Annotated in this window: 13 protein-coding genes; 7 read left to right on the top strand and 6 right to left on the bottom strand. The window is 68.2% G+C overall.

The features are described 5' to 3' along the window. Window position 1: 1 nt before the first annotated feature. The 3 genes from ACIGHN_RS19665 to ACIGHN_RS19675 all read right to left on the bottom strand — a co-directional run bounded on the left by ACIGHN_RS19665 (window position 2) and on the right by ACIGHN_RS19675 (window position 3,818). Complete coding sequence (locus ACIGHN_RS19665) at window positions 2-970, bottom strand: ABC transporter permease (protein WP_396505664.1); 969 nt, start codon at window positions 968-970, stop codon at window positions 2-4. An 18-nt stretch (window positions 971-988) separates the two neighbouring features. Further along, complete coding sequence (locus tag ACIGHN_RS19670) at window positions 989-1,963, bottom strand: ABC transporter permease (protein WP_056171089.1); 975 nt, start codon at window positions 1,961-1,963, stop codon at window positions 989-991. Between the two features lie 226 nt (window positions 1,964-2,189). Further along, window positions 2,190-3,818, bottom strand: a complete 1,629-nt coding sequence (locus ACIGHN_RS19675; protein WP_056411253.1) for an ABC transporter substrate-binding protein — start codon at window positions 3,816-3,818, stop codon at window positions 2,190-2,192. A 357-nt stretch (window positions 3,819-4,175) separates the two neighbouring features. Here ACIGHN_RS19675 and ACIGHN_RS19680 point away from each other — a divergent pair, with 357 nt between their 5' ends. From ACIGHN_RS19680 to ACIGHN_RS19695, 4 genes are all read left to right on the top strand, one after another. Next, a complete protein-coding gene (locus ACIGHN_RS19680) occupies window positions 4,176-4,568 on the top strand; it encodes a VOC family protein (RefSeq protein WP_056171083.1) in 393 nt (130 codons plus the stop codon). 190 nt (window positions 4,569-4,758) lie between these two features. After that, the gene (locus tag ACIGHN_RS19685; protein WP_396505665.1) at window positions 4,759-5,367 is read left to right on the top strand and encodes a methyltransferase domain-containing protein; all 609 of its coding nucleotides are present in this window, start codon (window positions 4,759-4,761) and stop codon (window positions 5,365-5,367) included. Next, window positions 5,357-6,124 (top strand): tRNA-uridine aminocarboxypropyltransferase, encoded by a 768-nt coding sequence (locus tag ACIGHN_RS19690; RefSeq protein ID WP_396505666.1) that lies wholly within the window; start codon window positions 5,357-5,359, stop codon window positions 6,122-6,124. Before ACIGHN_RS19685 ends, ACIGHN_RS19690 begins: the two co-directional genes overlap by 11 nt. 60 nt (window positions 6,125-6,184) lie before the next feature. Beyond that, entirely contained in the window at window positions 6,185-7,060 is an 876-nt protein-coding gene (locus ACIGHN_RS19695; RefSeq protein WP_396505667.1) for a PA4780 family RIO1-like protein kinase, read from the top strand. A 44-nt stretch (window positions 7,061-7,104) separates the two neighbouring features. On the opposite strand, the gene ACIGHN_RS19700 is transcribed toward ACIGHN_RS19695, so the two are convergent. Next, window positions 7,105-7,767, bottom strand: coding sequence for a DNA-3-methyladenine glycosylase (locus ACIGHN_RS19700; RefSeq protein WP_082517035.1), 663 nt, complete (start codon window positions 7,765-7,767; stop codon window positions 7,105-7,107). 406 nt (window positions 7,768-8,173) lie between these two features. Here ACIGHN_RS19700 and ACIGHN_RS19705 point away from each other — a divergent pair, with 406 nt between their 5' ends. Continuing rightward, window positions 8,174-8,674: a GNAT family N-acetyltransferase gene (locus tag ACIGHN_RS19705; protein ID WP_396505668.1), complete on the top strand. Its 501-nt coding sequence runs from the start codon at window positions 8,174-8,176 to the stop codon at window positions 8,672-8,674. Window positions 8,675-8,829: 155 nt separating this feature from the next. Next, window positions 8,830-9,081, top strand: a complete 252-nt coding sequence (locus ACIGHN_RS19710; RefSeq protein WP_056171071.1) for a hypothetical protein — start codon at window positions 8,830-8,832, stop codon at window positions 9,079-9,081. A gap of 57 nt (window positions 9,082-9,138) precedes the next feature. Here the strand turns inward: ACIGHN_RS19710 and yjjJ are convergent, their stop codons facing one another. Next, on the bottom strand, window positions 9,139-10,506 hold the full coding sequence (gene yjjJ / locus ACIGHN_RS19715) for a type II toxin-antitoxin system HipA family toxin YjjJ (RefSeq protein WP_396505669.1): 1,368 nt from the start codon (window positions 10,504-10,506) through the stop codon (window positions 9,139-9,141). Window positions 10,507-10,684: 178 nt separating this feature from the next. Between yjjJ and ACIGHN_RS19720 the strand changes: the two genes are divergently transcribed. Beyond that, the gene (locus tag ACIGHN_RS19720; RefSeq protein ID WP_396505670.1) at window positions 10,685-11,260 is read left to right on the top strand and encodes a DUF1439 domain-containing protein; all 576 of its coding nucleotides are present in this window, start codon (window positions 10,685-10,687) and stop codon (window positions 11,258-11,260) included. Between the two features lie 156 nt (window positions 11,261-11,416). Here ACIGHN_RS19720 and ACIGHN_RS19725 read toward each other — a convergent pair whose 3' ends face one another. Next, a complete protein-coding gene (locus ACIGHN_RS19725; protein WP_396505671.1) occupies window positions 11,417-12,499 on the bottom strand; it encodes a serine hydrolase domain-containing protein in 1,083 nt (360 codons plus the stop codon). Window positions 12,500-12,548 lie beyond the last annotated feature (49 nt).

The following is a 12,548-nucleotide window of genomic DNA, read 5'->3' on the forward strand; positions in this document are numbered from 1 at the left end:
GTCAGCCCCTCGGGTCCAGTGCGGCGCGCAGGCGGTCGGCGATCACGTTGATCGTCAGGATCAACAGCAGCAGCGCCAGGCCCGGGAACATGCTGATCCAGTAGTCGCCCGACAGCAGGTACTGAAAACCGTTGGCGATGAGCAGGCCGAGCGACGGCTCGGTGATGGGCACGCCCACGCCCAGGAACGACAGCGTGGCTTCGAGCACGATGGCATTGGCGATCTGGATGGTGGCGAACACCATCACCGGGCCCAGGCAGTTGGGCAGCAGGTGGCGCAGCATGATGCGCCACGCCGGGAACCCGAGGTTCTGCGCCGCCTCGATGTATTCCTTGCGGCGCTCCTGCAGCGCGCGGCTGCGCATGATGCGCGCGTAGTGCGCCCACTGCACGGTCACGATGGCGATCACCACCTTGTCCACCCCGCGGCCCAGCATGGCCAGCAGCACCAGCGCCACCAGGATGGTCGGAAAGCCCAGGATGAAGTCCACGATGCGCATCAGCACCGTGTCGACAAAACCGCCGATGTAGGCGGCCACCAGGCCGACGAGGCTGCCGATCACCGTGGCCAGCGCCACGGCGGCCAGGCCCACGGTCAGGCTGATGCGCAGGCCGTACAGGATGGCGCTGAGCATGTCGCGCCCCTGGCTGTCGGTGCCCAGCCAGTAGGTCAGGCCGTCCATGCTCTTGGAGCCTGGCGGCAAGCGGCCGTCCATCAGGTCCAGGGCCGCCAGGTCATACGGGTTCTGCGGCGCCAGGAACGGCGCCAGCATGACCACCAGCAGCAGCACGATGAGCGCGATCACCGAGCCCTTGACGGACGGGCGGCTGCGCAGATGTTTGAGGATGGCGCGGCGCCGCGGCGTGTCCGACAGCGGTGTCGCGGCGGATGGGGCCGGTGTGTTCAGTGTGATCGACGTCTTCGGGGTGATCGGCGCGACCGGCGTGGAGGGAGATTCTGGAATTGTCATCGTTGTCGGTGCCCGCGGTTATTCCGATTCCTGCAGCTGCACGCGCGGGTCGAGCGCGGCATACAGCATGTCCACCAGCATGTTGATCATCACGAAGATGAAGGTCACGAGCAGCACATAGGCCACGACCACCGGGCGGTCCAGCTGGTAGATGCTGTCGATCAGCAGCTTGCCCATGCCGGGCCAGGCGAACACCGTTTCGGTGATGGTGGAGTAGGCAATGAGCGTGCCGAACTCCATGCCGATCACGGTGACCACCGGGATCAAGATGTTGCGCAGGATGTGGCGCGTCAGGATGCGCCGGGGCTTAAGGCCCTTGGCGCGCGCGAACTTCACGTATTCCTGCGTCTTGGCGTCCACCACGCCGGTGGCCGTGAGCCGCAGCACCAGCGCGATGTTGGCCAGCGCCAGGTTCACGGCCGGCAGCATCACGTGCTTCCACCCGTCGGCCGTCAGCAGCGACAGCGGCACGCCGAACACCGCCACCGTGTCGCCGCGCCCCGCGGCGGGCAGCCATTGCAGCCACACCGCAAAACACAAAATCAGCACCATGCCCTGCCAGAAGCTGGGCAGCGAAAAGCCCAGCACCGAGCCCGCCATCAACCCGCGCCCGGTGGGCTTGTCGTTCTTCAGACCGGCGATCAGGCCCAGCGGAATACCCACCACGATGGTCAGCGTGATCGCCACCAGCACCAGCTCCAGCGTGGCCGGAATGCGCTGCACGATCAGCTCGATGGCAGGGATGCCGTGCACGAACGAGGTGCCCAGGTCGCCCTGCAGCGCGCGCACCAGGAAGCTCGTGTACTGCTGCCAGATGGGCAGGTCGAGCCCCAGGCGCTTGATCATCGCCAGGCGATCGGCCTCGCTGGCTTCGGCATTGACCAGCAGTTCGATCGGGTCGCCCACGGCATACACCGCAAAGAACACCACCAGCGACACGGCCAGCAGGACAAAAAGGCTCTGCATGAGCCTTCGCAGGATGAAGATGAGCACTCAGGCACCCCCTCGCGAAATGGATGGACGCCTCGGCCCAGCGGCACGGCGCCGGCCGCTGGGCAGGGTGAAGAAGGGGGCTTTGGACATGGCTGGCCTGTGACGACGTGGCTGGGCGCGGCATTGCGCGGCATTGCGCGATGAGGGCGCGACGTGGCGCTGAAGGAAAAATAAAAATACGGAGTGCGCCAGGCGCACCCCGTATCGTTCACTGACCCGCGACGGCTTACTTGGGCTTGACCGAGGTGGCCAGCGTGTACTGGTCGCGGCGGCCTTCGTAGCTCAGGCCCTTCTTGAAGGCCCAGATGCTGCTTTCAAAGTGCAGCGGGATCAGCGCCACGTTGTCGAGCGCGAACTTGGTCGCGGCTTCCAGGCCGGCCTTGCGCTTGGCGGGGTCCACCAGGTCGGCAGCCGGCAGGTACAGCTTGTCGAACTCGGGGTTGTAGTTCGCGCCGTAGTTGCTGGTGCCCTGGCCCTTGGGCGCATCCAGCGATGCCACCCACAGCTGGAACAGCGCCGATGCCTCGCCCGTTTCCGCAGGCCAGCCGCCCATGGGCAGGCTGAACTCGCGCTTGGCGCGCTTGGGGAAGTAGATCGATGCCGTCATCGCATCCACGTTGGTCTTGATGCCGATGCGCGTGAAGTACTGCGCCACCGACTGGGCCACCTGGGCGTCGTTCACGTAGCGGTCGTTGGTGGACGACAGCGTCAGCTCGAAGCCATTGGGGTAGCCGGCTTCGGCCAGCAGCTTCTTGGCGCCTTCGGGGTCGAACTTGATCTCGGGGGCCTGGGGCAGCGCGCCGAACATGCCGTCGGGCATGTACTGGTAGGCGGGCGTGGCCATGCCGTCCATGATGCGCTGCACGATGGCCTTGCGGTCGATGGCCATGTTCATGGCCCGGCGCACGCGCACATCCTGCAGCGGGTTCTTGCCGTCCGCGGCCTTCACCTGCGGGCTGGGGTTGCGGCCGATGTCGGGCTGCAGGAACACCAGGCGCGTCGACGGCGTGGCGACGAAGTCGAACTTGGCGTTGTCCTTCACACGGGTCAGGTCGCGCGCGGCGGGGTTTTCGATCACGTCGTAGTCGCCCGACAGCAGGCCCGTCAGACGCGGGCCGGCGCTGGGCACGGGCACCATCTTCACGGTCTTCCAGTGCGGCTTCTCGCCCCAGTAGGCATCGTTGCGCTCCAGCTGGATGCCGGTTCCCTTGACGTAGGATTTCATCAAATACGGGCCGGTGCCGATGGCCGTCTTGCCGGTGTTGAAGTCGGTCACGGTGGGCCAGGCACCGGTCACGCCGCAGCCCGTCTTGGGGGCGAACGCGAGCTTGCCGCTTTGCGCAATGCCGCTCCACACGATGGGCAACGACCGCGCCATTTCAGCGGGCAGCAGTGGCAGCGGCGCGATGGTCTTGATGATGACGGTCAGGTCATCGGGCGTCTTCACGTCGGTGATGCGCTTGGTGGTGTCGGTGTACGACTCCGAGACATTGGTCTCGTTGTTCAGCGTGCGGCAGATGGTGAACAGCACGTCCTTGGACGTGAACGGCTTGCCGTTGGAGAACTTGACCCCGGGGCGCAGCTTGAACTCCCACGTCAGGTCGTCCAGGTTCTTCCACGACGTGGCCAGCGAGGGCACCAGCTCCATCTTGGCGTTGCGCGCCACGAGCGAGTCGTACACGTGCGCCGAAAAGGCATCGTTCGCCGTCATCTTGTGATAGTGCGGGTCGGCCGCCGTCGGCTCTGCGGCCAACGCGATGGTGAGCGACTGCGCGTGCACCACGCCCACCGCACACACCGACACTGCCACGCCACCCGCCAGGGCGGACACGGTCTTTCGGATGCCTACATTCATTTTCGGATTCCTTTTTTATCAACCACTCGATGAAACACACGCAGCGAAGCCGGCCGTGGGGCCCGCGTTCGCTATGTATGCATATTATCGGTTCATCCAGGGGCAGAACCCCACTCGGGTATTCCGCAGTGCGCGTGCGCGCAGTCGCCTGCTGGGGCGTGGGCAACATGGCGCTGCCTGGGTGGAGTGCTATCTATTCAATAGCGGTTGGCGTTTGCGGGGCGGGTGGTGGAGGCCATCGGGGCGCCCTGCATGCGCGCAACGTGGCACGCTGGCGACCGGCTCACGCACCGATGAGCCAGTAACATCCCCCCGCCCACAACCCGCCCCTGCAGGGGCCCAACGGAGACAACAACAATGTTCAGTCATGTGATGGTCGGCGTGAACGACCTGGAAGTGTCCAAGAAGTTTTACGACGCGCTGCTGGGCACGCTCGGTGTGCCGCCCGGCGTGGCCAACAAGAACCGCTACTTCTACCGCGGCCCCAACGGCACCTTCGCCATTTCCACCCCCATCAACGGCGAGCCCGCCACGCAGGGCAATGGCGCCACCATCGGCTTTGCGGTGCAGTCGCCCGAGCAGGCCGACGCGTTCCACGCAGCCGGCGTGGCCCACGGCGGCACGACGTGCGAAGACCCGCCAGGCTTTCGCGAAGGCCCGTCGGGTGCGCTGTACCTGGCCTACCTGCGCGACCCGGACGGCAACAAGCTGTGCGCGCTGCACCGCCCGCCCAAGCCTGCTGCGGCGTGATCGGCAGGGCCATGTCGTCACCGCTGCCGCCGCCGTTGCCCTGCCGGCCCGTGGCCGCTGCACGGCATGCACCCCGCCGCAGGGGTGAGGCGCCGGTGGCGCAGCGCCTTGGTGCGTAGGGGATACTTGGCCGCTTCGTTCCCCGCCCGCCCACCGGGTGAGGGGAACCCCCCAACACGAGGACCCGCCATTGAAATCCGCCAGCGCCACCACTTTTGACGAGGCCTACTACCAGCGCTTTTACTTCGACAAAAAGACCAGCGTGGTGGACCCGGCGCACATGGAGCGGCTGGGCACGTTTGTGTGCAGCTATCTCAAATACCTGCGGGTGCCGGTGCATCGCGTGCTGGACGTGGGCTGCGGCATCGGGCTGTGGAAGGGCATCGTGGCGCAGCATTTTCCGCAGGCCAGCTACCAGGGCGTGGAGATCAGCAGCTACCTGTGCGAGCGCTTCGGGTGGGAGCAGGGCTCCGTGGTGGACTACGCGGCGGACAAGCCGTTCGACCTGGTCATCTGCCAGGGCGTGCTGCCCTACCTGAGCCCGCCGGACCTCAAGGCCGCGCTGCACAACCTGGGCCGCCTGAGCCAAGGCGCGCTGTATGTGGAGGCGGTATCGCGCGAGGACTACGAGCGCGACATCATCGACGAAGACCTGACCGACAACCGCGTGTTCCGCCACCGCGCCGATCTGTACCGCCGCGGCTTGCAAGAGGGCGCGATCGAGCTGGGCGGCGGCGTGTGGCTCAGCCGCAAAGCCGAGCTGCCGCTGTTTGCGCTGGAGCAGTCGGGTGGGTCGTAGCGAGGCGCCAGGCACGGCCCTGCCGGCCAGCGTGGCGCCCCACGCCGTCTCCCGCCTGCGCACCGAGCGCCTGGCCCGCAGCGCCAAGCCCTTCCTCGCGCGCGGCGGCCCCAAGGGCGTGCGTTGCGCCGGCTGCCGGCTGGTGCCCAGCCACTGCATGTGCGCGCTGCGCCCCGAGGTCCCCACGCGCGCGGGCATGTGCCTGCTGATGGCCGACATCGAGCCGCTCAAGCCCAGCAACACCGGATGGCTGATCGCCGACGTGGTGGCCGACACGTTTGCGTTTGGCTGGGCGCGCACCGAGGTGCAGCCCGGCCTGCTGGCGCTGCTGGCCGATCCGCAGTGGCAGCCCTACGTGGTGTTCCCCGGCGAGTTCGTGGCGCCGGAGCGCGTGGTCACGGAGGTCGCGCCACCGAATGGCAAGCGGCCGCTGTTCGTGCTGCTGGACGCCACCTGGCCCGAGGCGCGCAAGATGTTCCGCAAAAGCCCCTACCTCGACCACCTGCCCGTGCTCAGCCTGCAGCCCGAGCAGCTGTCGCGCTACCACCTGCGCCGCTCCACGCGCATGGACCACTTCTGCACGTCCGAGGTGGGCGCGCTGTGCCTGGAGCTGGCCGGCGAGCCACACGCCGCGCACACGCTGGAGGCCTACCTGGACGTGTTCACCGACCACTACCTGCAGGCCAAGCACCAGCTGCCGGTGGATGGCAGCGATGCCGTGCACCAGCGGCTCATGGGCCTGCGCAGCGCGCGCTGAAAAAACCCCCGCGCCACCGGCACGGCGCGGCAGGCGGCGCCACACGGGCAAAATGCACCGATGAAAGCACCCCCCCGCCTGCAGTCCCTCGTTGAAGAAGGCTTGATCGACACCGTAGTCCGCCAGCTCATGAGCGGCAAGGAGGCCATGGTCTACGTGGTGCGCTGCGGCGACGAAACCCGCTGCGCCAAGATCTACAAAGAGGCCAACAACCGCAGCTTTCGGCAGGCGGTCGATTACACCGAGAACCGCAAGGTCAAGAACTCGCGCTCGGCCCGCGCCATGGCCAAGGGCAGCAAGTTCGGCCGGCAAGAGCAGGAGGCCGCGTGGCAAAGCGCCGAGGTCGATGCGCTGTACCGCCTGGCCGCCGCGGGCGTGCGGGTGCCGCAGCCCTACAACTTTCACGACGGCGTGCTGCTGATGGAGCTGGTGACCGACGCCAACGGCGACGCAGCCCCCCGCCTGAACGATGTGAGCTTCACGCCCGAAGATGCCCGCGCCCACCACGCCACGCTGGTGGCCGAGGTGGTGCGCATGCTGTGTGCGGGCGTGGTGCACGGCGATTTGTCGGAGTTCAACATCTTGCTGGCGCACCTGCCCGGCGAAGACGCCCAGCCCGCGGCGGACGGCCCCGTCATCATCGACCTGCCCCAGGCGGTGGACGCTGCCGGCAACAACCACGCCCAGCGCATGCTGCTGCGCGACGTGGCCAACCTGCGCGATTTCTTCGGCCAGTTCGCGCCCGAGCTGCGCGCCACCCAGTACGGCCCCGAGATCTGGAGCCTGTACCAAAGCGGCCTGCTGACCAACGAGACCCCGCTCACCGGCCGCTACGCGCCCGAGCACGTCGATGTGGACATGCAGGCCGTGCTGCGCGAGATCGACGATGCGCGCGACGAAGACGCGGCGCGCAGGCTGCGCATGGCCGCAGGCTGAGACGCCGGGTTCAACGCGCCGTGGTCGCGCCAGCCGGGCATGCGCTACCTGCCGACGCTTGGCGCCGCTGCGAACCCGCGGCTCAGGTAGCGCGAGCCGCGCAGCCCGAAACGCCAGGGCACATCGACCGCCTTGGAGATGCCGATGCGCGGGCCGGTCACCACGTCGTTGGGCGGCATGCCCGCGGCAGCCACCGCATCGGGCTCCAGCAGCGCGAACGGCGGCAGGTGCAGCGGCTGGCCGTTGAAGCTGGCGTCGATGCCCAGCGCCTGCGCCAGGCGCCCCGGACCCGCGCACAGCAGGCGCACATCCTGCAGCCCGCGCCGTGCCTGCTGCGTGTCGATGCCATGGGTGGGTTCCAGCGCGCGCAGCAGCACCCCGGCGCCGTGCCCGGCCTCGCGGCACACGGTGTTGACGCACCAATGCAGGCCGTACGAGCGGTACACATACGCGCAACCCGGTGGACCGAACATGGCCGCATTGCGCGTTGTGGGGCCGCCAAAGGTGTGCGACGCCGCATCCGTCTGGTCGTACGCCTCGGTCTCCACGATGCGCCCGCCCACGCCGTCCACCAGCAGCGTCACGCCGATCAGGCGGCGCGCCACCTCGTGTGCGGGCGCTGAAAAGTCGATGGTGGCCAGCACCAGTGGTGGGTTGGGCGAAGGCGCTGCAGCAGGCGGTGCGGTGGTTGAAAAGGGGCGAGGCATGTGGGCGATCCTGGTGGCTTGAATTGAACGCGGTGCATCGGTGGATCGGTCGGTGGACAGGCAGTGGCGGGTGATTCGGTGAGTGGTCAGCGAAGGGCAAGGTGGCCGCGTGGAGCGTGACCAAGGCCATGTGCACAAGTGCACAAGTGCTGTGTTGTCCTGCCCAGGTACGAGCCATGACGCAACCGATTGCCACCCCAAACACTAGCGAACCGCACGCGGCGCAGGCGCGGTGACGCGGCCTGTCGTGCTGTGCGCCATGGCCTACGCGCGCTGCTGTTGCGGCCGTGTGCAGTGCATGCAGCCCACTAATGCACAATCGCGCGCTTTTCCATGCGACCCACAGGCCCTGTGCGTGCCGCCCGCCATGCGCTTCGCGCTAGGTCGCTGATCCAATCGTCACCATATGCCCTCCCTCCTCATCCGCCACTTCCGCACGGGCGACGAAACCGCACTGCGCGCCGTGTTTCACGCGTCGGTGCACGGCCTGGCCTGCAAGCACTATTGCGCCGAACAGCTCGTAGCCTGGGCGCCGCTGGAGCACGACGCTGCGCAGTGGGCGCAGCGCATGCAGGCCAACCAGCCCTTCATCGCTCAGGCCGGCGACGGTGGCGCCATCGCCGGGTTTGCGGACCTGCAGGCCGACGGCACCATCGACATGTTCTACGTGGCCCCGGCGTTTGCGGGCCAGGGCGTGGCGCGGGCGCTGATGGCCCACATCCACGCGCAGGCCGTGGCGCGTGGCATCGCCCGGCTGCACGCCCACGTGAGCCTGACCGCCGAGCCGTTTTTTGCCGCGCAGGGCTTTGTGGTGCAGGCGCGCCAGCAGGTGGAGCGCGCGGGCGTGCTGCTGCACAACGCGCGCATGGACAAGGCGCTGGGGGTGGGGATGGGCGCCCACTCCTGATTCGATAGCTGGTGGCGCTTTATCATCGGGCACCACAGGCCGATTTGGCTTGCAGTCAGCCTGCCCTGCCGGGCTCCCGTGTTCGCCGGTGCCTTACAGTAGCCGCCCCGCAGCACGCAAACCACCCCCACCACAGCCCCCAGGCTGCCCCACCCATGACCAAAGACCTGGCCCGACAGAACGATCTCAAACCCATGGCTCTGTGCGAGCCGTGCCAGGGCATTCAGCGCAATTGGCGCAAGGCCCCCGGCCACGCCGAGCTGGTGCAGCGCGGCAACCGCAAGGAAGAGCGCGACCACGGCACCGTCACCATCACCCGCTATGTGTGCGACCGCTGCGGCACCGCGTGGGAGTATGAGAACGACAAGACCGACCAGAAGGTCGGCTGGTCGGTGGTGGGGCGCTGAGACGCCAGGGAATTTCAGCTATTGAAATAATAGCTGGCAGCGCTTTGTGGATAAGCGCTAGCGGCCTATTTGACCTATGTGACCTATGTGACCTATGTGGCTTGCATTCTCGGCCGCGATGCCCCGAAACTGAGCCGACACCCGCGCATCCGCCGCCGCTGCGCGCCAGAACGCCAGTGCCAGGCCCCGCGCGTCGGCCCATTCGCCCAGCGTGGCGGCGGTGGGTTGCAGGGGGCGGCTGGCAAAGTCGCGCGGCACCAGTTCGCCACCCACCGGGGCATACAGCATGGGCAGCATGTCGTAGGTGGGGGACAGCGCCCAGTCGTCATCTTTGAGCACCAGCGAGATGTTGCCGTAGTGCCGGTCGGTGTTGGCGATGAGCTGGCCGTAGGCCTCCAGCAGGCGCAGGGTGCGGGCGTCGGCCGGGGTCAGCAGGTGGCGCGCTGCCATGCGGTTGGCGGTGGCGGCCCAGTTGTCGATCTCGCCCACGTACTCGGCGTTGTACACCTGCAGCGACACCATGCCGATGCGTCCGCCCAGGCTGTCGGCGCCCTGCCCCGCCAGCGGCGTGCGGTCAAAACGCTCCGACTCCAGGAACACGCGCCCCGCGTCCATGAACAGCTGCGTGGGCGCCGCCGGCAGCCCGGCCTGCGCCAGGGTCTGCAGCGCCAGGTGCTCGCACACCAACAGGTCGCGCAGGCGCTGGTCGGCGGGCGCGGCGCCCGCGGGCGAGAACTTGACGATCACGTGCCGCCCCGCGGTGATGGTGCAGAACTTGGGCTGCTCACCGCCCGCCGACGAGCCGGGGTGGGTGCCGCGCATGGCCTGCTCGGCCAGGGCTGGGTAGGCCGCCGCAGAGTCCACCCGCGAGGCGCGTGCTGGCAGCGTGTGAAAGCGCTGGAACGCGGCCTCGCCCATGATGAGGTTGCCCGGCAGGTCGTCGCCATACAGCGTCATCGCGCGCAGCACGTCGTCGTCGCTCCAGTGGCCCGGGTCGTGGCCCAGCTGCAGCTCGGGGTGGGCGTGCGCAAAGGTGCGGCCCATGAAGCCCTGGGGCCGCATGTCGTCCAGAAACCAGGGCAGGCCGTCGTGTCGCGCGCTCACACCGTCGGCCTCGTCCACCCAGAAGGCGCCGCCCTCCAGCGGCACCATGCGCGCAAACGGTGACGGGTGGCCGTGCGCGTCGATGCGCATCACCAGCACTTCGTTGCCCACGTTGGGCACGGTGCGCGGCAGCACATAGCGCTGCGACCGCGCCGCGCCCACCTTTTGCACCTGGCCCCCGTGGATCAGCGGCGCCAGCGCCCGCGACACGGTGGGCTGGCTCACGCCCAGCCGCTCCTGCAGCTCGGCACTGGTGAGCACGCCGCCCTGGCGGCGCAGGGCGGCAAGGGCTTTGGAGGTGAGGTCTGGGGCGCGCGCCATGAATGATTATATGAATGGATAAAAATCAGTGGATAGCCAATGAATTCAATGGTTTTTTGATATTTTTGAATAGATAAATTGGAATGCAGCTGGCGCGAAGATGGCACGATGGCGGTGATGGCCCGGCACCTTTTCAAAGCATCCGTGTCTCACCCAACCCTTCAAGGAGAGAACCCCCATGCTGCACCGCCGACGATTTCTGACCACCGCCTCCCGCAGCCTGGCCCTGGGCGGCGCTGCGCTGACGCTGGCGGGGCGTGCCGCGTGGGCCCTGCCCAGCTACACCGTGCCGCTGTCGCAGCTGCAGGAGATGACGGCCACCAAGTTCCCGCGCAGCGTGCCGGTGCAGGGCCTGTTCGACCTGACCCTGCAGGCGCCGCGGCTGCGCCTGTTGCCCGAGGTGAACCGCATCGGCGCCACCATGGCGGTGGACGCGGCGGGCGCTGCGCTGCGGCGCAGCCATGCGGGCACGTTCGATGTGGAGTTTGCGCTGCGCTACGAGGCCAGCGACCGCACGCTGCGGGCGCACCAGATCAAGCTGGGCAAGCTGGATTTCCCCACGCTCAAGCCGGCGGTCAACGAACTGCTCAACGCCTACGGCCCGGTGCTGGCCGAGCAGTCGCTGGGCGAAGTCACGCTGCACCAGCTGCGCCCGCAAGACACCGCCATGTTCGACGGCATGGGCCTGCAGCCGGGGGCCATCACGGTGACGGCCAAGGGGCTCACGGTGGCGTTCGTGAACAAGCAGCAGTGACGCCGGTGGGGCGCTGCGGCCATCAACCGCCACCGCAGCGCCCTGCCTGACTCCCTCTCCCCCCGCGGGAGAGGGCCGGGGAGAGGGGGCTTTTGCGGGGGAGTGCGGCGCTTGTCCCTCCTCAGGCCAGGAGGGCGGATTCAACGCCCCGCCTTGCTACTTCCGCTCCGCCGCCACCCGCCGCTGCGCCGCTGCAAACGCATGGTTGCGAATCCACTGCAACGCCTGTCCGCGCTGCCCGCTCTCGGCCGACACGGTGGACGTGGTGGCCACCACCAGGTCCATCGGCGGATACACCCAGATGAACTGCCCGCCAAACCCGCTGGCCATGAAGGTGGGGCGCGGCGCCTTGCCGGGCACCACCCACCACAGGTAGCCGTACGACAGCCCCACCGGCGGGCCGCCGGTGCTCTGCACTTGCACCGAGGCATCGGCGAACCCCTCGGGCACCAGCGGCTTGCCGTCCCACTGGCCGCGTTGCAGGTACAGCTGGCCGAGCTTGGCCATGTCCAGCGTGCGCAGGTGCACGATGCTGCCCTGGTAGCGCGGCGCGGCCCACCCCATGGGGCCGACCAGTTGCTGGTGCGCATAGTCGGGCAGGGGCATGCCCGTGGCTTTTTCCAGCACGGCGGCCAGCAGCGGCGTCACGGAGTTGTCGTAGGCAAAGGCCTGGCCCGGGTCTGCCGCCAGCGGCCGCGCCCAGGCCTCGCGCGCGGGCAGCGGCGGCGCGTTGCCGGACCGGGTGCGCGGGTCGCTGGGCAGCGCAAAGCCCGCCGTCAGTGTCAGCAGGTGCCGCAGCGTGATGGTGGCGGCGCGCGGGTCGGGGTTCAGGGGCGCCCATTCGGGCACCAGGTCCACCACGCGCTGGTCCACGCTGGCAATGCGGCCCTGCGCGATGGCCGTGCCCAGGAGGGCCGACAGTGCGCTCTTGGAGGCCGACTGCGTGTCGCGCAGCTTGTCCGGCTCGCCATCGCGGTAGAAGCGGTACACCACGCGGCCGCGCAGCACCACCACGGCGCTGTCGACATCGGCAAACTGGGGCGTGGCCAGCGTGGCCTGCACGCCCTCGAACGCCGCGGCATCCAGCGCCTGCTCTTCAGGCGTGGAGGTTTCGCGCCAGGGCGTAGGGGTCGATTGCGTTGGCGATTGGGATTGCGCCTGCGCGGCAGGCCCGGCCAGACACGCCAGCAGGCCGACGGTGATGCCGATCGATCGGATGGGCCAGCGACGAGTGCGCATGCAGACTCCTTCATCAAGCGGTGGGCGGACGGTGCGTTCGCGCAGTGTA

Origin of the sequence: Acidovorax sp. NPDC077693 (genome assembly GCF_044542805.1) — a bacterium.
GTDB lineage: Bacteria > Pseudomonadota > Gammaproteobacteria > Burkholderiales > Burkholderiaceae_C > Acidovorax.